The 22,405-nt window shown below is 66.7% G+C and carries 24 protein-coding genes and 1 tRNA gene; 13 read left to right on the forward strand and 12 right to left on the reverse strand.

Annotation, left to right across the window (positions count from 1 at the left end; all coding sequences use genetic code 11):
• Window positions 1-227 precede the first annotated feature (227 nt).
• Window positions 228-2,831, reverse strand: a complete 2,604-nt coding sequence (polA, locus tag HMPREF3151_RS10215; protein ID WP_246815259.1) for a DNA polymerase I — start codon at window positions 2,829-2,831, stop codon at window positions 228-230.
• Window positions 2,832-2,983: 152 nt separating this feature from the next.
• Between polA and HMPREF3151_RS10220 the strand changes: the two genes are divergently transcribed.
• Window positions 2,984-3,057 (forward strand) — tRNA-Leu (locus HMPREF3151_RS10220).
• A gap of 153 nt (window positions 3,058-3,210) precedes the next feature.
• Here the strand turns inward: HMPREF3151_RS10220 and HMPREF3151_RS11665 are convergent.
• Window positions 3,211-3,432, reverse strand: a complete 222-nt coding sequence (locus tag HMPREF3151_RS11665) for a hypothetical protein (protein ID WP_210383731.1) — start codon at window positions 3,430-3,432, stop codon at window positions 3,211-3,213.
• A 117-nt stretch (window positions 3,433-3,549) separates the two neighbouring features.
• On the opposite strand from HMPREF3151_RS11665, the gene HMPREF3151_RS10225 reads away from it, so the two are divergent.
• From HMPREF3151_RS10225 to HMPREF3151_RS10260, 8 genes are all read left to right on the forward strand, one after another.
• Window positions 3,550-3,759, forward strand: a complete 210-nt coding sequence (locus HMPREF3151_RS10225) for a helix-turn-helix transcriptional regulator (protein WP_063937319.1) — start codon at window positions 3,550-3,552, stop codon at window positions 3,757-3,759.
• Complete coding sequence (locus HMPREF3151_RS10230) at window positions 3,759-4,262, forward strand: hypothetical protein (protein WP_070475566.1); 504 nt, start codon at window positions 3,759-3,761, stop codon at window positions 4,260-4,262. The genes HMPREF3151_RS10225 and HMPREF3151_RS10230 overlap by 1 nt, the downstream gene beginning before the upstream one ends.
• Window positions 4,263-4,344: 82 nt before the next feature.
• Window positions 4,345-4,800, forward strand: coding sequence for a MarR family winged helix-turn-helix transcriptional regulator (locus HMPREF3151_RS10235; RefSeq protein ID WP_070475569.1), 456 nt, complete (start codon window positions 4,345-4,347; stop codon window positions 4,798-4,800).
• On the forward strand, window positions 4,797-6,008 hold the full coding sequence (locus HMPREF3151_RS10240) for an MFS transporter (RefSeq protein WP_210383732.1): 1,212 nt from the start codon (window positions 4,797-4,799) through the stop codon (window positions 6,006-6,008). Before HMPREF3151_RS10235 ends, HMPREF3151_RS10240 begins: the two co-directional genes overlap by 4 nt.
• A 22-nt stretch (window positions 6,009-6,030) precedes the next feature.
• The gene (locus tag HMPREF3151_RS10245) at window positions 6,031-6,666 is read left to right on the forward strand and encodes a hypothetical protein (protein ID WP_070475572.1); all 636 of its coding nucleotides are present in this window, start codon (window positions 6,031-6,033) and stop codon (window positions 6,664-6,666) included.
• Between the two features lie 116 nt (window positions 6,667-6,782).
• Window positions 6,783-7,682: an ABC transporter substrate-binding protein gene (locus HMPREF3151_RS10250; protein ID WP_070475575.1), complete on the forward strand. Its 900-nt coding sequence runs from the start codon at window positions 6,783-6,785 to the stop codon at window positions 7,680-7,682.
• A 2-nt stretch (window positions 7,683-7,684) separates the two neighbouring features.
• Window positions 7,685-8,650 (forward strand): amino acid ABC transporter permease, encoded by a 966-nt coding sequence (locus tag HMPREF3151_RS10255; protein WP_070475577.1) that lies wholly within the window; start codon window positions 7,685-7,687, stop codon window positions 8,648-8,650.
• On the forward strand, window positions 8,650-9,423 hold the full coding sequence (locus HMPREF3151_RS10260; protein WP_070475580.1) for an amino acid ABC transporter ATP-binding protein: 774 nt from the start codon (window positions 8,650-8,652) through the stop codon (window positions 9,421-9,423). Before HMPREF3151_RS10255 ends, HMPREF3151_RS10260 begins: the two co-directional genes overlap by 1 nt.
• A 2-nt stretch (window positions 9,424-9,425) precedes the next feature.
• Here HMPREF3151_RS10260 and HMPREF3151_RS10265 read toward each other — a convergent pair whose 3' ends face one another.
• From HMPREF3151_RS10265 to HMPREF3151_RS10295, 7 genes are read right to left on the reverse strand one after another with little or no spacing between them, the layout of a single operon-like run.
• Entirely contained in the window at window positions 9,426-10,163 is a 738-nt protein-coding gene (locus HMPREF3151_RS10265; RefSeq protein ID WP_246815255.1) for a TSUP family transporter, read from the reverse strand.
• Complete coding sequence (gene coaD / locus HMPREF3151_RS10270; RefSeq protein ID WP_070475583.1) at window positions 10,163-10,639, reverse strand: pantetheine-phosphate adenylyltransferase; 477 nt, start codon at window positions 10,637-10,639, stop codon at window positions 10,163-10,165. Before coaD ends, HMPREF3151_RS10265 begins: the two co-directional genes overlap by 1 nt.
• Window positions 10,640-11,218 (reverse strand): 16S rRNA (guanine(966)-N(2))-methyltransferase RsmD, encoded by a 579-nt coding sequence (gene rsmD / locus HMPREF3151_RS10275; protein WP_070475584.1) that lies wholly within the window; start codon window positions 11,216-11,218, stop codon window positions 10,640-10,642. It abuts the gene before it with no gap.
• An 18-nt stretch (window positions 11,219-11,236) separates the two neighbouring features.
• Entirely contained in the window at window positions 11,237-13,339 is a 2,103-nt protein-coding gene (locus HMPREF3151_RS10280) for an ATP-dependent DNA helicase RecG (protein WP_070475587.1), read from the reverse strand.
• Complete coding sequence (locus tag HMPREF3151_RS10285; protein WP_070475590.1) at window positions 13,340-14,872, reverse strand: DAK2 domain-containing protein; 1,533 nt, start codon at window positions 14,870-14,872, stop codon at window positions 13,340-13,342. It abuts the gene before it with no gap.
• Between the two features lie 24 nt (window positions 14,873-14,896).
• Window positions 14,897-15,538, reverse strand: coding sequence for a uracil-DNA glycosylase (locus HMPREF3151_RS10290; protein ID WP_210383733.1), 642 nt, complete (start codon window positions 15,536-15,538; stop codon window positions 14,897-14,899).
• Window positions 15,538-16,500 carry a thiamine-phosphate kinase gene (locus HMPREF3151_RS10295; RefSeq protein ID WP_070475593.1) on the reverse strand — a complete coding sequence of 321 codons (963 nt, stop codon included), beginning with the start codon at window positions 16,498-16,500 and terminating at the stop codon, window positions 15,538-15,540. Before HMPREF3151_RS10295 ends, HMPREF3151_RS10290 begins: the two co-directional genes overlap by 1 nt.
• A gap of 34 nt (window positions 16,501-16,534) precedes the next feature.
• On the opposite strand from HMPREF3151_RS10295, the gene HMPREF3151_RS10300 reads away from it, so the two are divergent.
• Window positions 16,535-17,464: a DUF3515 domain-containing protein gene (locus HMPREF3151_RS10300; protein ID WP_070475596.1), complete on the forward strand. Its 930-nt coding sequence runs from the start codon at window positions 16,535-16,537 to the stop codon at window positions 17,462-17,464.
• Between the two features lie 214 nt (window positions 17,465-17,678).
• On the opposite strand, the gene HMPREF3151_RS10305 is transcribed toward HMPREF3151_RS10300, so the two are convergent.
• Together HMPREF3151_RS10305 and HMPREF3151_RS10310 are read right to left on the reverse strand one after the other, a co-directional pair.
• Entirely contained in the window at window positions 17,679-18,719 is a 1,041-nt protein-coding gene (locus tag HMPREF3151_RS10305) for a D-alanine--D-alanine ligase family protein (protein ID WP_083290305.1), read from the reverse strand.
• Window positions 18,720-18,740: 21 nt separating this feature from the next.
• On the reverse strand, window positions 18,741-19,739 hold the full coding sequence (locus HMPREF3151_RS10310; RefSeq protein ID WP_070475602.1) for an NAD(P)H-dependent glycerol-3-phosphate dehydrogenase: 999 nt from the start codon (window positions 19,737-19,739) through the stop codon (window positions 18,741-18,743).
• A 102-nt stretch (window positions 19,740-19,841) separates the two neighbouring features.
• On the opposite strand from HMPREF3151_RS10310, the gene HMPREF3151_RS10315 reads away from it, so the two are divergent.
• The 3 genes from HMPREF3151_RS10315 to HMPREF3151_RS10325 are packed head-to-tail and all read left to right on the forward strand — an operon-like array spanning window position 19,842 to window position 21,811.
• On the forward strand, window positions 19,842-20,852 hold the full coding sequence (locus HMPREF3151_RS10315; RefSeq protein WP_070475604.1) for an NUDIX hydrolase: 1,011 nt from the start codon (window positions 19,842-19,844) through the stop codon (window positions 20,850-20,852).
• A gap of 27 nt (window positions 20,853-20,879) precedes the next feature.
• Window positions 20,880-21,344 carry a YbjN domain-containing protein gene (locus HMPREF3151_RS10320; RefSeq protein ID WP_070475607.1) on the forward strand — a complete coding sequence of 155 codons (465 nt, stop codon included), beginning with the start codon at window positions 20,880-20,882 and terminating at the stop codon, window positions 21,342-21,344.
• Between the two features lie 5 nt (window positions 21,345-21,349).
• The gene (locus tag HMPREF3151_RS10325; protein WP_070475610.1) at window positions 21,350-21,811 is read left to right on the forward strand and encodes a hypothetical protein; all 462 of its coding nucleotides are present in this window, start codon (window positions 21,350-21,352) and stop codon (window positions 21,809-21,811) included.
• A 3-nt stretch (window positions 21,812-21,814) separates the two neighbouring features.
• Here the strand turns inward: HMPREF3151_RS10325 and leuD are convergent, their stop codons facing one another.
• The gene (gene leuD, locus HMPREF3151_RS10330; protein ID WP_070475613.1) at window positions 21,815-22,405 is read right to left on the reverse strand and encodes a 3-isopropylmalate dehydratase small subunit; all 591 of its coding nucleotides are present in this window, start codon (window positions 22,403-22,405) and stop codon (window positions 21,815-21,817) included.

Here is a 22,405-nt window from a genome sequence, read left to right on the forward strand (position 1 = left end):
CCACACCGCTACCATTTCGATCTTCTAAACAATATAAGCCCCAGCCAGGTCATGGCCACCCCCGGTGGCCCCTTCCCCCGAGGGGAGGTTCACAACTGAATACGCAATCGGAGCTGCTGGGGGAGGCTCCATGGGGGAACACGGCCATGGGCGGGGTGCCGTGCGCGAGGCGGGTAGGAACCGATTCCGTTCCTACCCGCCTTAGTGCTGCCGCAGGTCGTGGAGTGTTAGTGCGCGGCAGCGTCCCAGTTAGCGCCAGTGCCAGCGGAGACCTCCAGTGGCACCAGCAGCTCGATGGCATCGTCCATCTCGCGCTCCACAATCTCGCGGACCTCGTCCAGTTCGCCCGGGGCGATCTCCACAACCAGCTCGTCGTGGACCTGGAGCAGCACGCGGGATTGCTTGCCTTCCAGGGCGGCGTCCACACGCAGCATGGCCACCTTGATGATGTCCGCGGCCGTGCCCTGGATCGGCGCGTTCAACGCGGCGCGCTCGGCGTTCTCGCGCGCCACGCGGTTGTCGCTGGTCAGCTCAGGAAGGTACCGGCGGCGGCCGAACACGGTGGACGTGTAGCCGTCGCGACGCGCCTGCTCCACCACCTCATCCAGGTAGCGCTTCACGCCGCCGAAGCGCTCGAAGTAGCTGGCCATGATGTCCTTCGCCTCGCCCGCGGAGATGGATAGCTGGTTGGACAACCCGTAGGCACTCAAGCCGTAGACCAGGCCGTAAGACATCGCCTTGACGCGGCGGCGCAGTTCCGGGGTGACCTGGTCGATGGGCACGTCGAACACGCGCGAGCCGACAAAGTTGTGCAGGTCCTCCCCTGCCCTGTACGCCTCAATCAGGCCCTCGTCCTGGCTCAGGTGCGCCATCACGCGCATCTCAATCTGCGAGTAGTCGGCCGTAAGCAGGCACTCGTAGCCCTCGCCCACAACGAACGCGGAGCGGATGACGCGGCCGGCCTCGGTGCGCACCGGGATGTTCTGCAGGTTCGGCTCCGCGGAGCTTAAGCGGCCTGTCGACGCCACGGTCTGGTTGAACGTGGTGTGGATGCGCTCGTCCGGCTGCACCGTCTTAATCAGGCCCTCGATGGTGGACTTGAGCTTCTGGTGCTCGCGGTGCGCCAACAGGTGGTCCAAAAACGGATGCGGGTTCTTCTCCGCCAACGCCTCGATTTCGCCCGCGGCCGTGGAGTACCCGGTCTTGGTCTTCTTCGTCTTCGGCAGTTCAAGTTTGTCGAAGAGTACTGCGGACAGCTGCTTGGGGGAAGACAGGTTCAGCGAAGGCTCGTCCACAAGCGCCCGCGCCTCCTCCTCGATCTGCTCGACCTTGAGTGTGAGCTCCTTGCGCTGATTCTCCAGCACGTCCAGATCCACCGCGATGCCGGTGTGCTCCATCTCCGCGAGCACGGTGACCAGCGGCAGCTCCAGGTCCGCGTAGAGCTCGTAGGAGTCGATCTCACGCAGCTCCTTGGTCAGCTCCGCGGACAGTTCCAGGATCGCCGCGGCGGCGTCGACGTCGGCGGTGTCGCCGAGCAGGCTCATCTGGTCGGAGCCGACGTTAAGCTGTCGCTGCAGGTGGCGCTGGTAGATGTCCTCCAGCGCGTAGGTGCGCTGGCCCGGGCGCAGCAGGTAGGCGGCGATCGCGGTGTCGTGCGCGATGCCGTTAAGCTCGATGCCCCGGCCGCGCAGCATGTGGTACGCCGCCTTCGCCTCGTGCATGAACTTCGGCGCGTCCGACTCCAACCACTGCCTGAGCGCGGCGTCCTCCTCGGCGCTCAAGTCAGCGGCGAGCTTGGATATGCCGCGCCTTTGCTTATCGACGATCGCCAGCGCCACCACATCCCCCTGCCCGGGAGTAGCGTTGCCCGAGACGTAGACGGCAAGGCCGTCGGTGTGACGCGGCTTAAGCCAGACGTCCAGCGGCTCGTCGTCGATAGTGACGTCTTCGAGTTCGACGGTTTCCGGCTCGGGGGCGGTGCCGTCGGTAGGCACGGCAGCGAGGACGCGCTCGCGCAGGTTCACGCCGAACTCGAGGTCGTCGAAGCGCGACGCCACCTGGGTGACGTCCGCGGGCTTGAGCTCCAGGTCGTTCGGGGCAACGGGCAGCTCGACGTCGGTGACCATCTGGGTCAGCTCGCGGTTGAGGCGGACCTGGTCGATGCGCTCGCGGAAGTTGTTGGCGGCGACACCCTTGAGCTCGTCGGCGCCTTCGATCAGCCCTTCCAGCGAGCCGTACTGCGAGATCCACTTCGTGGCGGTTTTCTCCCCCACCTTGGGTACGCTGGGCAGGTTGTCCGACGGGTCGCCGCGCAGCGCCGCGAAGTCCGGGTACTGCTCAGGCGTCAGGCCGTATTTGTTCTCCACTTCCTCGGGCGTGAAACGGGTCATGGTGGACACGCCGCGGGTGGGGTACATCAGCGTGGTGGTGCCGTCCACGAGCTGGATGTAGTCGCGGTCGCCACTGACCAGCACGATCTCGAAGTCGCCCTCGGCGCGGGCCTGGGTGACCAGCGTGGCGACGATGTCGTCCGCCTCGAAGTTCTCCTTGCTCAAGGTGGTGATGCCGAGATCGCCCAGAACGTCCTCGATGATCGGCACCTGGCCCTTGAATTCCGGCGGTGCCGCCTCGCGCTGCGCCTTGTACTCCGGGAAACGCTCCGTGCGGAACGTCTTGCGGCCCACGTCGAAGGCGACGGCGGCGTGCGTCGGCTTCTCGTCCGCCAGGATATTGGCGAACATGGATAGAAACCCGTAGACCGCATTCGTGTGCTGGCCGCCTGAGGTGGAGAAGTTTTCCGCGGGCAGCGCGTAGAAGGCGCGGAAGGCCATCGAGTGGCCGTCGATAAGCAACAGTCGCTTCGTGTTCTCGGGTGTATCGCTCACGGTTGGCCAGTCTAGCGGGCAGCCCGACATGGCCCGGCTCGCCCATTAGCGAGGTGATTTCGTGGCGGAGGCTGCGCTGGGATAAACTTTCGCCCGATGCCCCAGTAGCCCAATTGGCAGAGGCAACGGATTCAAAACCCGTCCAGTGTGAGTTCGAGTCTCACCTGGGGCACAATTTCGTAACACTCCGCGCAGCGAAACCGCTGGTGGCGGGGTGTTTTCTTATTTTCCGAGAACACCAAAGTTTTTGGTTGATCCGCGGTTTCCAGGTTTTTGTAGTCAAAATGCAGCCACGAAAGCTGACCGTTTCCAGAAACCGAAGTCACTAGTGCGTGGCTAATGGCCAGTTGGCCTGTCCACCAGCCGGCACTCGAGCTGTCTTCACCTGCACCTCGATCATTCGACGCCACTCCGGCTCAGTAAAAACCGCGAGGATGTCCGTCCGCTCCAAACCATCTCGCGTGAGGGCCGGCGCCCAACCACGACGTGCAAGCTCCGAGGCCACATGATGCTCGCCGATGGTTTTTGTCTGTTTTGTATCCACCACACCCCGAGACTACCTGGGAATTGAGCGACCAGATCGACAAGTTTCATCACCACTATGTAAACCACTCTTGACATCAGGAACTCTTCGCTTTACATTCTGTAAATGGAAGGAGACCACATGGGCGACCACACCAACACAGTTCGCAAATGGCGGCGCTGGCACGAGTTGTCGCAACAGGAGCTCGCTGACCGCGTCGGCGTTTCCCGGCAGACCATCGCGAACATCGAGCGGGGCAACTACTCGCCTTCCGTCTACTTAGCGCTCGACATCTGCCGTCAGTTTGAAAAGTCAGTTGAAGAAATCTTTGGCCAAACCAAGGAGGAATGATGTTCAAGAATTTCGGAGACTCAATCGTCAATTACGTCGACGGCACCGCCACCGACGAGTTCGAGGCCGCGACGTACCACAAGGCGAGCTCGGTCGGCTTCTACACCTCGCTGATCGGCATGGCGCTCGTCGGCGCGATCCTCGCGTGGGTTCTGCCTGGCCGCCAGGCCCTGTGGTCCGCCATCGTGCTCCTAATCCCGCTCATTAGTAGTGCGGCGAGCACACAGTGGATGCGCAACTACGTCGCCTCACCCGTCATCCGCCTGCGTGATACTCCCCGTGGCGTGCTCGTCATCTACTTCGCATTGTGCGCAGTCTGGCTGGCAGGACTCATCGTCACCGGCGGCTTCGACCCCTCTGGCGGCTTTGATAGCGCTGGAGCAACTGGCGCGATCGTCGGCGCCATCATCGGCGCAGTGGTGGCAGGAGTAGTCAGCCAGCGCATCAGCAAGAGGCGCCGTCAGCGCGACCAGGCCCGCCTCGACGCGGAGGCCGGGGACTAGCGCCCGCACCTCTCGCCGACCCCGCAGACCGTTTCTGGCCTGCGGGATTTTCACATACATAGGCAACCTATATAGTCTCCCTATGCACTCCAACGAGGACCTCGCCGTGCTCGCCGTTGAACTAATTGCGGCGGGCAGCCACTTCACTCGAGCCGCTTACCAGGCGTCCGGGATGGAACTTTCCAACGTGTCCATGCGCGCACTTGCGGCACTCGAGCGTGAACCGGGGCTCCGCATTGGAGAGCTCGCAGCACGGGAAGGCATCCGCCAACCCTCCATGAGCCAAGCCATGAAGCGACTTGTGGACGACGGCTACGCCGCCAGGCACACCGCCGACGACGATGCTCGCGCGACAGCGCTCACCATCACCGACGCTGGTCGCCAGGTGCTGCACGACTACCGAGCGGCCGTAGCCGAGGCGCTTGCCCCAGTCTTCGCGGGGTTGAAACCGGAGGACGTCGCAACGCTTCAGCGCGCGGCGGAGCTCCTGCCGGAGCTGACAACAGAATTGAGACAACGAGAAGGAGGACGCGCGTGACAGACACGCCACACGAAAGATCCGCATCCCATTCCATTCTGAAACAGCCGGTGGCGGTATGGGCCCTCGCCTTTGCTTGCGCCGTCTCGTTCATGGGCATCGGGCTGGTGGATCCCATCCTGCCCGCGATCAGCCGCGAACTGGACGCCTCCCCGACGCAAACGATGCTGCTGTTTACCAGCTACCTCCTGATCACGGCGCTGGCGATGTTCTTCAGCGCGTTCATCTCATCACGTATCGGCGTCAAGACCACACTCTTGATCGGTTTGGCACTGATCGTCGCCTTCTCTGCCTTGTCTGGCGCCGCAGGCTCCGTCGACGCAATCATCGGCTTCCGCGCCGGCTGGGGGCTAGGAAATGCACTGTTTATCTCTACGGCGCTGGCTGCCATCGTCGGCACGGCGGCGGGGCACGCGGGCCAGGCAGTGATCCTGTACGAGGCCGCGATCGGCGTCGGTATGGCCATCGGCCCCCTCGCCGGTGGTGTGCTGGGTGAGATCAGTTGGCGCGCACCCTTCTACGGCACTGCAGTGCTCATGGCGGCCGGCTTTATCGCGATTGCGACGCTGCTGGCCAAGGCGCAGCGCAAACCGGAGCCTGTCGCGTTGACGGCGGGGCTCGCAGCAGCCAAGGACCCAGCTCTGCTCACTCTCGGCTTGGTGGCGTTTTTCTACAACTTCGGGTTTTTCACCCTGCTCGCCTACTCGCCCTACCCCATCGAGGAAGCTGCCGCGCTGAGCGGGCGCAACTTCGGCGCGACTGAGCTGGGCTACGTATTCTTCGGCTGGGGCCTGGCGCTGGCCGTCTCTTCAGTGTTCATCGCGCCTCGCCTGACCCGCGCCTTCGGCCTGATTCCGGTGGTGGTGACCGTGCTCCTCGGCTTCAGTGCAGTTCTCACCGGCCTCGGCTTCGGCGCTCACCGGTTAGGCGTCGTAGTGGTCCTGGTCATTCTCGCGGGCTTCTTCAGTGGCGTTTTCAACACCGTGCTCACTGAAGCCGTCATGGAGGCGACGGAGATGCCGCGCAACGTGGCATCGTCGAGCTATTCGGGCATGCGCTTCCTCGGCGGCGCTGTGGCGCCGGCTGTATCCGGCCCGCTGGCCGCGTCGATGGGCGCTGGCGTGCCGTACTGGTTCGGTGCAGGTTCTCTCGTGTTGTCGCTGTTGATCCTCTTCGCAGGTCGAAAGACTCTGCATCGCATTCTCTAACGGATTGGTTAAGATACGCCCCATGCGCAAGTCTCTCATCGCCGGCGTGACCGCCGGAGCACTCGTCCTTGCAGGCCTGAACGCGCCGTCCGCCACCTCGCAGACGAAGCCGGAAGGCACCGGCATCAACGCTGAAGACGCCGAGGTTTTCCGCAAGACCGCGGACGCGTTTGAAAAACTTTCGGCTGAGGGCACCTCATCCAGCAGCGAGGAGAGTTCCTCGAGCAAGACCGACAATAAGAAGAAGGGCCCGCGGAAGCCGGGCGACCCGTCGCCGGACCTGGAGTGGCTGGACCAGGACCCGGAGAACGATCCGCTCTACATCGACCCGGAAAAGAACCCGCTCAAAGAGGTCTCCTCTTCCGACATGTTCCTGGAGTGGACCGACGGCATGGAGGAAGGCGACGGCAAGGACTTTGTCCAGGCATGGGCGCGAAACTCGTCTGTCCCGGACACCGCCAACCCGGTCGAGCTGTGGAAGCAGGAGGCACAGGGCTCCGCGATGATGTCGTCCGGTTTCTTCACCGGCGATTTCGCGCAGTCCTCCGCGGGTTCCAGCCAGGCCACCTCCGTGCTCATCCCCGTGTTCTTGGGCATGCTGGTCATCGGCTCGCTGATTGAGCTGGTCATGCGCGGCATTCGCATGGCGCAGCAATAACCGAAAACATTTGCCTATCGACGGCCCCAGGGGTGACCCCGGGGCCGTCGATACGCATTTGCACCCCGGTGTAATATACGATTCCTTGTAAATATTCATCGTGTATTGGAGCCGGTATGCAACACACCACCTCCCTGCGCGTCGCCGCGTGCCTGAGCGCGACAATGCTGCTCGCGGGTTGCGTGACCAACGAGGAGGGCGGCACCCCCGACGGCTGGGAACCGATCGTCCCGGACGCTGTGCCTGAGATCGCGGCGATGGTGCCGCCGGAGGTCGCAGCGGACGGCGTGCTCAACGTGGGCACGAACCCGCCGTTCGCCCCCTTCCAGTTCAAAGACTCCCACGGCGAGCTCATCGGCGTGGAACTCGACCTCGCCCGCGCCGCGGCAGGCGTGATGGGCATGGACTTCCAGGCCGAAGACATGGACTTCGCCATGATCCTGCCCGCCGTGTCCGCCGGCAGCCTGGATGCGGGCGCGTCCGGCTTCACGGACAACGCGGAACGCCGCCAGTCCTACGACTTTGTCAATTTCCTCTACGCGGGCGTGCAGTGGGCAGCCCAGCCAGGCGCTGACGTGGACCCCGAGAACGCCTGCGGACTGACGGTGTCGGTGCAGCGCACCACCGTCTCCGACACCGACGACGTGCGCCCGAAGTCCGAGGCCTGCGAGGCCGCCGGCAAAGACCCGATCACAGTGCTGGCCTTCGACACCGCCGACAACGCCGCACTCGCGGCGCTGGTGGGCCGCGCCGACGCATACAGCGCGGACTCGCCTGTCACCGCCTGGGCCGTGGAGCGCTCCGACGGCGTGCTGGAAATGGTCGGCGAGATGTTCGACGCAGCCCCCTACGGCTTCGCGGTGCCGAAGGGCTCGCCGCTGGCCGACGCGATGGCGGCGGCGATGCAGCACCTCATCGACACCGGCGACTACGAGCGGATTCTCAAGCAGTGGAACATCGAAACCGGCCTCTTGGACGAGGCCCTGAAAAATGAACAACCCCTGGGAGGACAGTGAGCATGAGCACCCCCTATTCCAAGTACGCGGCGAGCCAAAAAGAGCGCACCCGCCCCGAGCGCATCCAGGCCAAGCCGCTGCGCCACCCGGGCCGCTGGGCGCTGGCCGCCCTGCTCGTCGTCCTGGTGGTCTGGTTTGTCATCGGCGCCGCGCGTAACGAAGCCTACGGCTGGGATACGTACTTCACCTACCTACTGGACACCCGCATCGCCACCGCTGCGCTGCACACCATCGCCATCACCGTGCTGGCCATGCTCCTCGGCGTGATCGGCGGCGTGCTGCTCGCCGTGATGCGCATGAGCCCGAACCCGGTGTTCAAGACCGTCGGCTGGATCTTTCTCTGGATCTTCCGCGGCACCCCGGTCTACGTCCAACTGATGTTCTGGGGCCTGATCGGCGCGATCTACGACACGATCAACCTGGGCTTCACCGAGATCCCGCTGGACCCGTTCACCTCCTCCGCATTCGCGCTCGCCGTGGTGGGCCTGGGCCTGAACGAGGCCGCCTACATGGCCGAGATCGTCCGCTCCGGCATCTCCGCCGTCCCGGAGGGCCAGGTGGAGGCCTCTAAGGCGCTGGGCATGAGCTGGGGCCAGACCATGCGCCGCACGGTGCTGCCGCAGGCCATGCGCATCATCATCCCGCCCACCGGCAACGAGTTCATCTCGCTGTTGAAGACCTCCTCGCTCGTGGTGGCCATCCCCTACTCGCTGGAGCTCTACGGCCGCTCCATGGACATCGCCGCCGCGCTGTTCGAGCCGGTGCCGATGCTCCTGGTCGCCGCCACCTGGTACCTGGTGATCACCTCGCTGCTCATGGTGGCCCAGCACTACCTGGAGCGCTACTTCGACCGGGGTGCCACCCGCCAGCTCACAGCCCGCCAGCTGGCCAGCCTGGCAGATGCCGAGGGCACCATCCCCAACAACGTTGAAATCGTGGAAGAACCGCAGAAGAAGGGGCAGCGCTAATGACCGTCAAGCACAAGCCAATGATTCAGGCCGTGGATGTGTGGAAGTCCTTCGGCAACCTCGACGTGCTCAAGGGCATCGACATGGAGGTCTACCCCGGTGAGGTCGCCTGCCTGATCGGCCCGTCCGGCTCCGGCAAGTCCCCCCTGCTGCGCTGCGTGAACCACCTGGAGAAGGTTAACGCCGGCCGCCTCTACGTCGACGGTGAGCTGATCGGCTACAACGAGCGCGACGGCGTGCTGCACGAGATGAGCGAGAAGGACGCCGCCAAGCAGCGCCGCGACATCGGCATGGTGTTCCAGAACTTCAACCTCTTCGGCCACCGCACCGTGCTGGACAACATCATCGAGGCCCCCGTGCACGTCAAGGGCCAGCCGGCGGACCAAGCCAAGGCCCGCGCGATGGAGCTGCTAGAGATGGTCGGCCTGGGCACCAAGGCGGACGCCTACCCCATCCAGCTCTCCGGCGGCCAGCAGCAGCGCGTGGCCATCGCACGTGCGGTGGCCATGGACCCGAAGCTCATGCTTTTCGACGAACCCACGTCCGCCCTCGACCCCGAACTCGTCGGCGAAGTGCTGCGCGTGATGCGCGAGTTGGCGCAGCAGGGCATGACCATGCTGGTGGTCACCCACGAGCTGGCGTTCGCCCGTGAGGTGGCCGACAAGGTTGCCTTTATGGACGGCGGCCAGATTATCGAGTACGGCACCCCGGAGCAGGTGCTGGACAACCCGCAGCACGAGCGCACCAAGGCGTTCGTGTCCACCCTGTTCTAGCGCTAGGCCAGAAGTCCGCGCACGAGCGCGGTCACCCCGCCGGCGAAGGCCAGGCCGAGCGCGATACGGTGGGCGATCGCTGGAGGCACGTGCGGCGCCAGGCGCTTGCCCGCCGCGATCCCAATTGCCAGGGCGGCCAGGGTGGCGACCCACAATTCAGGCTCGATGCCGGTGACATCGGCGGCGCCTGCGAACACCTTCACCGTGAACGACAGCGTGCCGCCAACCAAAAAGATTGGCTGCAGGGTGGCGGCGTAGACCCGCTGCGGCCAGCGCGCCGCCTCCGCGTACACCGTGATCGCAGGCCCGGCCACCCCGGCCAGGGTGTTCATGAACCCGCCGATCACACCGGACGCGGCCGCGGGCACCACCCCTTCGACCCGGGGCACGTAGCGCTTGCCAAGGGTGACCACGGAAAGCGCGAGCAACAGTAGCGCTCCGACGAGCACAAGCAGCACATTGGTCGGCGCGTTCGCCACCACCCAGGTGCCCGGGACCACGCCAAAGACGAGCGCGGTCGCGATAGGGGCAAACTTTTTCCAGTCCACGTCTGCGCGCATGCCCCAGGTGTTTGTCGCCGCGTTGATGACGGCGAGGAGGTTGACCAGCAGGATGCCGTCGACAGGCCCGAGCAGCAGCGACAGCACCGGTGCGGCGATAAGCCCCACGCCCATGCCGGAGATGCGCTGCATGGCGGCACCCAGCGCGACGGCCATGCCGACGCCCAAAGCAACGAGCACTAGCGGTACTTCTCCGCCATCGCTTCGCGCACGGAATCCGGCACCAAGCCGGTGACGTCGCCGCCGTACTTGGCCACTTCCTTGGTCAGCGAGGACGAGATGTAACCGTACTTTTCGTCCGTGAGCAGGAAGTAGGTGTCCACCCCGGTGAGGCGACGGTTCATCTGCGCCATGGGCAGCTCGTACTCGTAGTCCAGCGAGGAGCGCAGCCCCTTGACCAGGGCGGTGATGTGGTGGGCGGAGGTGTAGTCCACCAGCAGCCCGCCCCAGCTGTCCACGCGCACGTTGGGCAGGTGCGAGATGACCTCGCGGATCAGCTCGACGCGCTCGTCGATGGAAAACAGCCCCGAGGTCTTCGTCGGGTTACCGGTAACCAGGATCACCACCTCGTCGAAGTGGCGCGAGGCCCGGGTGACAATGTCCAGATGGCCGTTCGTGATCGGATCGAACGAGCCCGGGCACACTGCGGTAGTCATCTACTCCTCCACCTCTGCTTCCGAGTACACGGCCATGTCCATGCGCGCGATGCCGTAGAGGCGCTTCTTCAACTTCTGGCCGGTCGGGGTGAACTCCTTCGGCCATGCCGTCTCGGGGCTTTCGCGGTGGCGCTCGACGACGACCACGGCGCCGTCGTGAAGCACCGGCTTCAGCGCCTCCACCATCTCCGCGACGGCCTCATCCGCGAGCTCGTACGGCGGGTCCGCGAGCACGATGTCGAAGTGGTTGCGCGGCGCGCGGGCGAGGTACGTCGACGCCTTTACCGGCTCGATGGTCACTTTCGGGTGGCCGACCACACCGGCGTTGTACTCGATGACGCGCACGGCCTCCGGGTTGTTTTCCACCAGCACCACCTCGGCCGCGCCGCGGGAAGCTGCCTCCAACCCCAGCGCGCCGGAGCCGGCGAAGAGGTCGAGCACGTTCATGTCCACAAACCCGAATCGGACCTGCAGGGAGGAAAACAGGCCCTCGCGCGCGCGGTCCGAAGTGGGACGTGTGCCCTCTGGCGGCACCTTGATCTTGCGGCCGCGGGCCTCGCCGGAAATGATGCGGTTCATGGCCACAACTCTAACGCCCTAGCTCTTGTCCAAGTACTCGAAGTCCTCCGGAATGAAGTCCGCGGTGGCGGCGCGGGCGAACTCGAGGTTGTCCGCCACCAGGCGCTCGGCGTCGTCGTAGGCGCGGCGCACCAGCTCAAAGTCCTCCACCAGGTTGAGCAACTTCAGCGTGCGGTGCATGCCGGACTGCTGGGTGCCCAGCACGTCGCCCTCGCGGCGGTTGAGCAGGTCAAGCTCCGCCAGCGCGAAGCCGTCCGTGGTGGACGCGACCTGGCTCACGCGCTCAAACGACGGGGTGCCCTCCTGCGCCAGCGTGTGGAACAAACACAGCGACTGGTTGCCGCCGCGGCCCACGCGGCCACGCAGCTGGTGCAGCTGGGAGACGCCGAAGTGCTCGGACTCGCGCACCATCATCACCGTCGCATTCGGTACGTCCACGCCGACCTCAATGACGGTGGTGGCCACCAGCACGTCCACCCCGCCGGCGGCGAAGTCCGCCATGACGGTGTCCTTCTCCTCGCCCTTCATCCGGCCGTGCAAGAACGCCACGTTGAGGCCCTCGAACTCCGTGGACGCGAGTTCGGCGAAGACCTCGAGCACGCCGCCCTCGCCGTCGATGCGCGGGCACACCACGTACGCCTGATGTCCGGCGGCGACCTCCTCGCGGATCTTCTCCCAGGCGCGCGCCACCCAGCGCGGCTTGAACTGCGGCACCACCGCGGACTGGATGGGCTTTCGCCCGCCCGGCAGCTCGCGCAGGGTAGACACGGTCAAATCGCCGAAGACGGTCATGGCGATGGTGCGCGGGATCGGCGTAGCCGTCATCACCAACAGGTGCGGGGTTATCTCCCCCGCCTTGGCCCGCAACGCGTCACGCTGCTCCACGCCGAAGCGGTGCTGCTCGTCCACCACCACCAGCCCCAGGCGGAAGAACTCCACGCCGTCCTGGATCAGCGCGTGGGTGCCCACCACGATGTCGGCTTCGCCGGTGACGATCTTCAGCAGCGCGTCCTGCTTCTGCGCCGCCGTCATGGACCCGGTCAGCGCCACCACGCGGGTGGGCAGCCCGGCGTTCATCAGCACCTTCGTCATGGAACGGGCGTGCTGCAGCACCAGCACCTCCGTGGGCGCGAGGAAGGCGCACTGCGCGCCGTTGTCCACGGCCTGGAGCATCGCGATCAGCGCCACGATGGTCTTGCCGGAACCGACCTCGCCCTGCAGCAGCCGGCTCATCGGCACGGTGCGCGCCATGTCGCGGGTGATTTCCGCGACCACCTCGTCCTGCCCGGAGGTCAGCGGGAACGGCAGGCGCTGCACCAGCAAATCCTGGTCGCGGCCCACGACTCGCGGCAGGGCTTCGGCACTCCGGGCCTCCGCGTCGGCGCGGCGCACGCCCATCGCCAGGGCCACGGACAGCGCCTCGTCGTATTTCAGACGCTCGAGTGCACGCGCAGGTCCCGGCGGGCCCGGCTCGTGGATCTGGTGCACCGCCGAGTTCAGGGGCAAAAATCCTATCGGGGTGAAACCGAGAGGCTCGTCGATAGGCGGAAGCTCCTTGAGCACCGCATGCACCGCGCCCATGATGGTCCAGGTGCTGACGTTTTTCACCGCCGGGTAAATGGGCAGCCACTCCCGCCCGCTCATGATCTGCTCGATGTCGCCGAAGTGGCCGAGCTGCCGCAGTGCGCCGGTGGCCTGCGTGGGGCCGTCCAGAAGTACGAAGTCCGGGTGCGACAGCTGCGGCTGGTTGCGGAACACGTCGTACTTGCCGGTCAACATCACCCGCCGGCCCTCTTTCAGCACGCGCTGGGCGTAGTGGGATCCGAAGAAGGCAGCCAAAAACACCTGGCGGCCGTCGTCCACGTACACCTTGTAAATGGGCCGCTTCGGCTGCTTTTTCGACGTGAACTGCTCGGTGCCTACCACGGTGCCGATGACGTTGAGCGTGTCGCCCGGTTTCACCCCGGCGAGATCGGCGCCGGTGCCGTAGTGCAGGTAGCGCCGCGGGTAGTGGCGCAGCAGTTCGCCGCAGGTGTGGATGTCGAGGTGCTTGCCTATCGCCTTGGCCTGTTTCAGAGGAATGACCAGGTTGAGCGGGCGCGTGTCCTCGAACCCCAGCATCTACTCCACCCCAATCTCCGCGCAGGCTTGCAGTCCGTCCGCAGGATAGACCATCACGTCGACACCAAGCTTGCCCGCGAGCTCCTCCAGTGCGTCGGCGCGCAGCTCGTTGGGGTCGAACAGGATGCTCACCTGCTCCCCGCCGTGCTCGAGCAGACGGCGGCAGGCGCGCTCCACGGCCTCCATCGGCTCGTCCGCGATGAGCATGTGCTCGCCGCGTGAGGTGACCACCACGTCGCCCTTCGCAACGGCCCCGCCCAAGGTCAGCGCGCCCTTCTCGGCGCGGAAGGCGAGCGCCGTGCGCATTTCGCCGGCGGCCTCGGACATGGTGAAGGCGGCGGTGGCCAGCGGCTGCGCCGGATCGTGCACGGACAGCGCCGCGATGCCGGAGACCAGCCGCACCGTGGGCAGGATGGTGATGGACTGCTCCACCGCGCGCGCCGCGTTTTCCACCGCCGCGAGCTCGCTGTTACTCAGCTGCCCGTTCGGCAGCACGATCACTTCGTTGCTGCCGGAGCGCGTGATTGCGTCGAGCATGTCCGCCGCCACGTTCGGCCCCGGCACCACGGTCACCGCCCCGGAGGCGGCGTACAGGCTGGTCACGGACCCCGGCGGGGTCACCGCGATGATCAGGCGCTCCGGCGCGCCGGCCGCCACCGCGCTCGTGAGCACCTCCAGGCGAAGATCGGACACCTCACCCGCGGCGAAGGCGGTCTCGATGACCTTGCCGGCGTCGCGGGAGTGGATGTGCACCGTGGCCTCGCCGTCGTTCAGCGGCGCGACAATCAGGCTGTCGCCCAGCCCCGCCAGCTCGCCTTTCAGCGCCTCCAGGTCCCCGCGGAAGCTGAACATTACCTCCAGCTCGCCCTGGGTGCCGTGCGTTTCGGGCACCTGCCTATCGACGTCCTCCGGTTCCCCCGCACCTTCCCCTTCAGCCGTCAGCGTGTTCAGCACCGCCACCAGACCCGCCCCGCCGGCGTCGACCACCCCGGCCTCGCGCAGCGCCGGCAGCTGGGTCTGGGTCAGCCGCAGCGCATCCTGGGCGGCGGCGGTGGCGGCGGACGCGACGTCCACAAGCGGCAGGTGCGCGTTGGGGCGCGCGGCGTCGGCGGCGGCACGCAGCACCGTGATGATGGTGCCCTCGACCGGCTCCGCGATGGCGCGGTCCACGAACCCGACGGCGTTGGTGAGCGCGACGGCGAGCATCTCCCCTTCCGTCGCACCGTAGCTGGCAGCCTGGGCGAGGCCGCGCAGGATCTGGGAGAGCACGACCCCGGAGTTGCCGCGTGCGCCGCGCACCGCGCCGACGGCCAGCGCCTCAGCGACCTCGGTCAGGCCCGCGCCCTCCGGCAGCTCCGAAGCGGCCTCGACCGCAGCGGCCATCGTATGCGCCATGTTGGAGCCGGTGTCCCCGTCCGGAACTGGGAACACGTTGAGCTCGTTGATCTCCGCGCGCTTGCGCTCCAGCTCGCCTAAGGCGCGGCGGGCCCATGCGAGCAGGCGTGCGCCGTTAGAAAGCGGAGATGCAGACATGCTGAGAGAGTTTACAGGTTCTGCTTAGAGTGCCCAGTTGACCGCCTGGGCACCCATCTTCTCCAGCGCCTGATTCGCCCGGGAGAACGGGCGGGAGCCGAAGAACCCGCGGGAGGCGGACAGCGGCGAGGGGTGCGGCGACTCGATGCGCGGGGTGTCGCCCAAGAACCTCGCGGCCGTCTGCGCGTCACGGCCCCACAGGATGGCCACCAGCGGGGTGCCGCGGGCCACCAGCGCCTCCACCGCCGCCTGGGTCACGGCCTCCCAGCCCTTGCCGCGGTGCGACGCCGGCGCGCCCGGGCGCACGGTGAGCACCCTGTTCAGCAGCAAGATCCCCTGCTTCGACCAGGAGCTCAAGTCCCCGTCCTTGCGCGGCGGGACGCCCAAGTCGTCTTGCAGCTCCTTGTAGATGTTCACCAGCGAACGCGGCGCCGCGACACCGGGCTGGGTGGAAAACGCCAGGCCCATCGGATGCCCCGGCGTCGGGTACGGGTCCTGGCCCAAGATAAGCACGCGGACGTCCTCGAACGGGTCCGCAAACGCCCGCAGGATGTCGTTGCCGCGCGGCAGGTACTCGCCCTCGGCGCGCAGGAAGTCGCCCATCGCGTGGATCTGGTCCTCCACGTCTGCCAGCGGCGCTTGCCAGGATTCGTGCACGGGCAACATCAGAAACTCTCCCATCCTGTGTCGGTGGCGGGCGCGGAGCCGTCGATACGCACGCCTTGCTTCCTGGATACCGCACCGATGGAGCGGAAGCCCACCGGCGCAGAGCCTTCGATGGTGCCGATGAGCGTGTGGTCCTCGCCGCCGCCGAGCACCCACTCCCACGGGTCCACGCCGAGCAGCTCGCCCGCCTCCACGAGCAGCCGGTCGGGGGCGATCGCGTTGGACGCCAGGTCGACGCCCACGCCGGACGCCTCCGCGAGCTGGGTGAGGTCCCGGATCAACCCGTCCGAGTTGTCCGTCATGGCGCACGCACCCGCCGCGCGCGCCACCACGCCGCGGCCCGGGGTGAGCTCCGGCACCTGGTGCGCGGCGACCAGCGGCTCGAGCTGTTCGGGCACGTCCACATCCGCCTGCAGCAGCGCCAGGCCAGCCGCGGAGTAGCCGATGCGGCCGTGCGCGATCACGCGGTGGCCCGGTCGCGCCCCGTCCAGCGTCAATGGCGGGCGGTTGCCGCCGAGCGCCCCCATCGCGGTGACGGACACCACCAAGTAGTCGCCGCCGGTGACATCGCCGCCGACGAGCTCGCAGGCGTAATCGGACGCCATCTCGCCCACGCCGCGCCCGAGCTCTTCCAGCGCCTTCGCCGGTGTGTCCGGGTGCGCGGAAACCGCCATCAGCGCCGCGATAGGGCGCGCGCCCATGGCCTCGATGTCCGCGAAGTTCTGCAGCGCCGCCTTGCGCCCCAGCAGGTACGGCGTGGTGGTCTCCGCGGTGAAGTGGCGGCCTTGGACCAGCATGTCGGTGCTGGCCACCACCCGCGAGTTCGGCGCCGCCGGGGCGAGCACCGCGGCGTCGTCGCCGTTGAGCGCGGACGGCGCCTGAGCGCGGATCAGCGCAATGACTTCGCGCTCGCCGAGCTCGCCCAGCGTCGGCCCGCCGGTGGGAAAGCCTGTCTCGATCACGTCTTAGCGCACCCTTTCACTAGACTCAGCCGCCATGGGTTCCACGGCGCATGATGCTCAATTTAACCGCACCACCATCTACATCAGTCTTGGGCTGGCGGTGGCGCTGGTGCTCGGCGTGCTCGTCGGCGCGCGCGTGTTCTTCAACCGGGTGGCGTTGCAGCCGGTGGCGATGACGCAAGTCCCCGCGCCCGAGGCGTCTTCCGCGGAGTGCACTTCGCTTATCGACGCCCTCCCGGCCACCCTCGCCGACCTCAAACGCGCCGAACTGGCCGAGCCCGCCCCCGAAGGCGCCGCCGCCTGGCAGGCCTCCTCCACCGAACGCATCACCCTGCGCTGCGGCGTGGACGCGCCCGCGCAGTATACCCCGTATTCGCAGCCCGAGGACATCGACGGCGCGCGCTGGCTGCGTGTCAACGACGCCACCCCGGGCTCCACCCTGGCCACCTGGTTCACCGTGGACCGCTCCCCCGTCCTCGCCGTCACCGCCGATGTGGAGCAGCTTCGCGACGGCGCCGCCCCCGTTGCCGGCATCGACACCTCCGCGTTGACCGGTCCGGCCCCCGAGCAGCACCCTGCCCCGCTCGCAGACCTCGCCGGCGCCGGCGACGTAGCGAAGTGCGACAGCCTGCTCGCCGCGGCGCCCGACTCCATCGCCGACGGCTACACCCGCGTGGACGCGCTGAGCGAGCAAACCGTCGCGTGGTCCGCCGCAGGTCAGGACGCGATCGTGCTGCGCTGCGGAGTCGCCGACCCGGAGAACTACGGCCCGGGCGCGCGCCTGGACCAGATCAACGGCGTGCCCTGGTTCGAGGACGTGAAGCTGGCCAACGGCACCACCGCCTCCACCTGGTACGCGATGGGCCGCGACGTCCAGGTGGCGGCGTCGCTGCCGCAGGCGGAGAGCAACGAGGCGATCACGAACCTGACGAACCTCATCGCCGAGCACACCGGCGAGGCTTAGCCGAGCCCCGCCGACCTGCCCCCTCTGTTCGCCCCCGTCCGCACCCTTTCCGCACCCTTTCCGCGGATCCAGCTACTAAGACCCAGCTATTCGCTTCTCAGAGCCGATTAGCTGGACCCTGATAGCTGGATTTGGCTCCTAGGCGGCGGTTTGGGCCATGTCCGGGGGGCGGGCTGGGCTGCGCGGGACGGGCGATGGGGCGCGCCGAGTGCACCTACCGCAGTGCGGTGCGCACCAAGGTGCCCAGCAGCTCCGGGTAATCCACGCCCGTGGCGGCCCACACCTGCGGGTACATGGAGATGGCGGTGAAGCCGGGCATGGTGTTGACCTCGTTGAGCACAGGGCCGTTGTCGGTGACGAAGAAATCCACGCGCGCCAGCGACTTGCAGTCCAGTGCCCGAAAGCAGGTCACCGCCAACTCCTGCAGCTGGGCGATCAGTTCGTCCGAGTACGGCGCCGGGATCGTCGCGGTGACGCCCTCTTCGAGGTACTTGGTCTCAAAGCCGTAGAAGCCCTCCGCGGAGTCCTCGGTGCCGTTGAGCTTGGCGGGCACGGACGCGGCGATGGTGCCGTCGGGGCGCTCCAGCACACCGACTTCCACCTCGTCGCCGACCAGCTCGGCCTCGACGATGACTTTGCCGTCGGACTCCAAGGCCAGCGACACCGCCGCCGGCAGCGCCTCCCAGCTGGTCACCTTGGACACGCCGATGGAGGACCCGCCGTTCGCGGGCTTCACAAACACCGGCAGCCCCAGATGCGAACGCTCTGCCTCGGTGAGCTCGCGCGCGCCGTCCAGGATCACCTCGCGCGTGACCGGGATGCCAACCGCGGAGACGAGCTTTTTGGTGTACTCCTTGTCCATCCCGCACGCGGAGGCGAGCACGCCCGGGCCGACGTACGGCACACCTGCCAGCTCCAGCAAGCCTTGGACTGTGCCGTCCTCGCCGTACTTGCCGTGGAGCACCGGGAAGACGGCGTCGATGGTGGTGATGGGCTCGCCGGAGGTGACGTCGTAAAGCAATCCCTTGCGCTGCGGGTTCAAGGAGAGCGCCACTTCGCGCCCAGGCTTGACGACGGGAAGCTCCGCCCCTTCCGCCGGATTCGTCACACCCTCAACCCAGACACCTTCCTGCGTGATGCCGATGGGAAACACCTCGTAGTCTGCGGGCATGTGGGACATGACCGAGTCGGCGGAGATGCAGGAAATCGAGTGCTCGGTGGACATGCCACCGTACAAAACAGCTATGCGGATCACGGGGAGCTAGCCTACCGGGAGCTACTCCGCTTTCTTGCTGCGACCCATCAGCGCGGCGATCACGTCGGCGACTTTCATGCCTTCGTGGCACACCGAGTACACGCCCTGGGTGATCGGCATCTCCACGGAGTGCTCTTCGGCGAGCTGGAAGATGCTGCGCGAGGACACCACGCCCTCCGCGACCTGGCCCTTGGTGGCGGCGCGGGCTTCGTCCATGCTCGCGCCCTCGCCCAGTGCCGCGCCGAACGTGCGGTTGCGCGACAACGGCGAGGCGCAGGTGGCCACCAGGTCGCCCATGCCGGCAAGGCCGGCGAAGGTGCGGGCGTCCGCCCCGAGCGCTGCGCCCAGGCGGGTGATTTCCGCCAGGCCGCGGGTGATCAGCGTGGCCTGGGTGTTGTCGCCCAGGCCTTGGCCGGCCGCCATGCCGCAGGCGAGCGCGATGACGTTCTTGGTGGCGCCGCCGATCTCGCAGCCCACCACGTCGGTGTTGGTGTACGGACGCAGGTAGTTAGTGGCGCACGCCGCCTGGACCAGCTTGGCGCGGTTCTCGTCGGCGCAGGCGATCACGGTCGCGGCCGGCTGTTCTTCGGCGACCTCGCGCGAGAGGTTCGGCCCGGACAGCACCGCGACGCGCTCGTTTTCTACCCCGGTGACTTCCGCGATGATTTCGCTCATGCGCATGTGCGTGCCGGATTCGACGCCTTTGGAGATGGAGACCAAGGTGGCGCCGCCAGGCAAATGTGGCGCCCAGCGGGTGAGGTTGTCGCGCATGGTCTGGCTGGGCACGCCGAACACGGCGATCGCCGCGCTTTCCAGTGCCTCGGCGGCGTTGGAGGTGGCCTGGATGGCCGCGGGCAGCTCGATGCCGGGCAGGTACTCGGGGTTTTCCCGGGTGTCCTGGATTGTGCGGGTAAGCTCCTCGCGCCGCGCCCACAAGCTCACGGGGTTGCCCGCGTCCGCGAACACCTTGGCAAGGGTGGTCCCCCAGGAACCGGCACCCAGTACTGCCACGTTGACCATCAGTGCGTCCTCCCAGCGTTTTTCAACCGCTACAACGTACCACCCCGCCCGGACCCTGACCGGACCTAGCGCGCCCGCCGAGTCTGCGACACAATGGAACGTATGCCAAATGACGACCGCCAACTGCACGAGCAGGACAAGGACACGCGCGGCGAGATGTTCCTCACCGGGCGCCTGCAGGAAATCCCCAACCATCCGCAAAGCGAGTTCAAGCGCACCACGCTTGCCGCCGGCGCGGTGCTGTGGCGCGGCGACCTGAAAAACCCTGACTCGCTGGAGGTGGCGTGCATCCACCGCCCGCACTACGACGACTGGTCTTTGGCCAAGGGCAAGCTGGACCCGGACGAGTCCCTGGTGCAGACCGCGGTGCGCGAGATCAAGGAAGAAACCGGCTTCGACGTGCGCCTGGGCAAGCTTCTGGGCAAGACCGTCTACCCGGTGAAGAAGACCACAAAGGTGGTCTACTACTGGACAGGCGAGGTCATCGGCGGCGAGTTCGAACCTAACGACGAGGTGGACGAGATCCGCTGGCTGCCTATCGACGATGCCTGCGAGCTGATGACCTACGACTTAGACCGCCAGGTGCTGCGCAAGGCGCAGAAGCGCTTCGGCACCCCGGCGGACGCGCGCGTGCTGTATGTGCGCCACGCCCGCGCGCACGACCGCGAGAAGTGGTCGGGCGACGACAACTACCGCCCGCTGGACAAGAAGGGCCGCCGCCAGTCCGAGATGCTGGTCCCGCTGCTCAGCGCGTTTGCACCTGAGCGGATCTACTCCGCCGCGCCCGAGCGCTGCCAGACCACCGTCGCCCCGCTTGCGGACGAGCTGGGCATCGACGTCGCCGTAGACGAGCGCTTCGGCGACGAGGCGTGGCTGTCCGACATGGTCGGCGCGCAGCGCGCGTTCACGGAGGTGATCGAGCAGGGCGGCACCTCCGTGGTCTGCGCCCAGGGCGATGTCATCCCCGGCATGATCGCCTGGCTGTCTGCGCAGGGCACCCTTCCCATCGACAAGGAGATCCGCGCGAAGAAGGGCTCCGTGTGGGTGTTGAGCTTCCACGGCGGCCAGCTCACCGGAGCCGACTACGTCCCGTCCGCACTGCCCGTGCTGTAGCTGAAAAGAAAGGAACGGATTTTTCACATGACTCCCCCCACCCCCACCGCATTCCCGCCGGTGACGCAGGAACGCATCGCCTCCACCCTGGAAGGCATGGATCTGAAGTACTTCCGCGAAGACGGCGGCGAGGTCCGCACCGCGTTTCCCGGCCTGGTGGTCTTCTTCGAGGTCGAACGCGAGGGCTTTAAGGCCACGTCCAGGTGGATGGCGGTTGTGGATGCACCGGAGGACGTCGAGAAGCTTCGCGAGTTCGCGAATGTGACAAACCGCACCCTGCCGCTGGTGCGCGTGCACCCGGTGAAGCGCGAAGATGGCACCGCCATCGCGATCATGGAGGCGCCGTTCTTCTCCGGCGACGGCTTCGCGGACACCCAGCTGCGCGAGATGTGCGAGTACTTCTTCTCCGCCATCCACCACGTGGCCGGCGAACTGCGCGCGACCTTCCCGGGCCGCGAAGAATCCTTCAACGACGGCGCTAAGGAGGCGTAACACCAATGAGCAACGACACTTTGAAGCCCCTGTCCATCCAGCGCGTCAAGGACGTCTTTGCCAAGCAGGGCTGGCAGTACGACGAGGCGAGCGAGTTTGCCATCCGCACCGGCTTCGCCCGCATCGGCCTGGAAATCGCGCACATCGCGCCGAACATCAACGTGATCTCCTCGGTCGCGGTGGATTCCATCGGCGCGGACCGCTACGAGGACATCCGCAACTGGGCCGAGCAGTACAACTACACCAAGGCCTACCCCACCGTCACCGCGCTCAAGGACGAGGAGCGCGGCATCACCGCCCTGGGCGTGGCCTACAGCCTCCCCGGCCACTGGGAGTACACGGACAACCAGTTCGAGTCCCACATCCTCACCGGCATCCAGGGCGTGGTGGCCGCCTCGCGCGACTTCCTCACCGAGTTCGCGCCGGAGGTCACCCAGCGCCTCGACGAGGAAGCGGCGCAGGACTAGCGCTTAACGCACGGCCGGCTTGAACGCCGGCCGTTTCGCTTCGAAGGCCTCGATGGCGTCTTCGTCGCGCAGCGTCAGCCCGATGTCGTCGAGGCCTTCCATGAGGCGCCAGCGGGTGTAGTCGTCCACCTCGAAGACGAACGTGTTGTCGCCGACGGTGACCGTGCGGTCTTCCAGCGACACGGTGGCGGTCTCGCCCGGGTGCTGCTCCAGGTGCTTCCAGATCAGCTCGATGTCGCTTTCCGGCAGGTTCGCGGCCAACAGCCCGGCCTTGCCGGAGTTGCCGCGGAAGATGTCGGCGAAGCGCGGGCTGAACACGACGCGGAAGCCGTAGTCCATCAGCGCCCACACGGCGTGCTCGCGAGAGGAGCCGGTGCCGAAGTCGGGCCCGGCGAACAGCACGGAGCCGGACTTGTAGGCGTCCTGGTTGAGCACGAATCCGGGTTCACTTTCGCGCCAGTTGGAAAACAGGCCGTCTTCGAAGCCGGTGCGGGAGACGCGCTTGAGGTAGCGCGCAGGAATGATCTGGTCGGTGTCCACGTTCGAGCGCGTCAGCGGCACAGCGACACCGGTGTGGGTGGTGAATTTCTCCAT

It is taken from the genome of Corynebacterium sp. HMSC05H05, assembly GCF_001807265.1.
Classification (GTDB): Bacteria; Actinomycetota; Actinomycetes; order Mycobacteriales; family Mycobacteriaceae; genus Corynebacterium.

Excerpts from the sequence above, each read along its gene's own strand:
- HMPREF3151_RS10325 (WP_070475610.1), top strand. The coding sequence starts at position 21,350 with ATGAGCAACGACACTTTGAAGCCCCTGTCCATCCAGCGCGTCAAGGAC.
- HMPREF3151_RS10300 (WP_070475596.1), top strand. The coding sequence starts at position 16,535 with ATGGGTTCCACGGCGCATGATGCTCAATTTAACCGCACCACCATCTAC.
- HMPREF3151_RS10315 (WP_070475604.1), top strand. The coding sequence starts at position 19,842 with ATGCCAAATGACGACCGCCAACTGCACGAGCAGGACAAGGACACGCGC.
- HMPREF3151_RS10260 (WP_070475580.1), top strand. The coding sequence starts at position 8,650 with ATGACCGTCAAGCACAAGCCAATGATTCAGGCCGTGGATGTGTGGAAG.
- HMPREF3151_RS10310 (WP_070475602.1), bottom strand. The coding sequence starts at position 19,739 with ATGGTCAACGTGGCAGTACTGGGTGCCGGTTCCTGGGGGACCACCCTT.
- HMPREF3151_RS10285 (WP_070475590.1), bottom strand. The coding sequence starts at position 14,872 with ATGTCTGCATCTCCGCTTTCTAACGGCGCACGCCTGCTCGCATGGGCC.
- HMPREF3151_RS10280 (WP_070475587.1), bottom strand. The coding sequence starts at position 13,339 with ATGCTGGGGTTCGAGGACACGCGCCCGCTCAACCTGGTCATTCCTCTG.
- HMPREF3151_RS10230 (WP_070475566.1), top strand. The coding sequence starts at position 3,759 with ATGTTCAAGAATTTCGGAGACTCAATCGTCAATTACGTCGACGGCACC.
- polA (WP_246815259.1), bottom strand. The coding sequence starts at position 2,831 with ATGGCCTTCCGCGCCTTCTACGCGCTGCCCGCGGAAAACTTCTCCACC.
- rsmD (WP_070475584.1), bottom strand. The coding sequence starts at position 11,218 with ATGAACCGCATCATTTCCGGCGAGGCCCGCGGCCGCAAGATCAAGGTG.
- HMPREF3151_RS10255 (WP_070475577.1), top strand. The coding sequence starts at position 7,685 with ATGAGCACCCCCTATTCCAAGTACGCGGCGAGCCAAAAAGAGCGCACC.
- HMPREF3151_RS10320 (WP_070475607.1), top strand. The coding sequence starts at position 20,880 with ATGACTCCCCCCACCCCCACCGCATTCCCGCCGGTGACGCAGGAACGC.
- coaD (WP_070475583.1), bottom strand. The coding sequence starts at position 10,639 with ATGACTACCGCAGTGTGCCCGGGCTCGTTCGATCCGATCACGAACGGC.
- HMPREF3151_RS10225 (WP_063937319.1), top strand. The coding sequence starts at position 3,550 with ATGGGCGACCACACCAACACAGTTCGCAAATGGCGGCGCTGGCACGAG.
- HMPREF3151_RS10245 (WP_070475572.1), top strand. The coding sequence starts at position 6,031 with ATGCGCAAGTCTCTCATCGCCGGCGTGACCGCCGGAGCACTCGTCCTT.
- HMPREF3151_RS10250 (WP_070475575.1), top strand. The coding sequence starts at position 6,783 with ATGCAACACACCACCTCCCTGCGCGTCGCCGCGTGCCTGAGCGCGACA.
- leuD (WP_070475613.1), bottom strand. The coding sequence starts at position 22,405 with ATGGAGAAATTCACCACCCACACCGGTGTCGCTGTGCCGCTGACGCGC.
- HMPREF3151_RS10235 (WP_070475569.1), top strand. The coding sequence starts at position 4,345 with ATGCACTCCAACGAGGACCTCGCCGTGCTCGCCGTTGAACTAATTGCG.
- HMPREF3151_RS10290 (WP_210383733.1), bottom strand. The coding sequence starts at position 15,538 with ATGTTGCCCGTGCACGAATCCTGGCAAGCGCCGCTGGCAGACGTGGAG.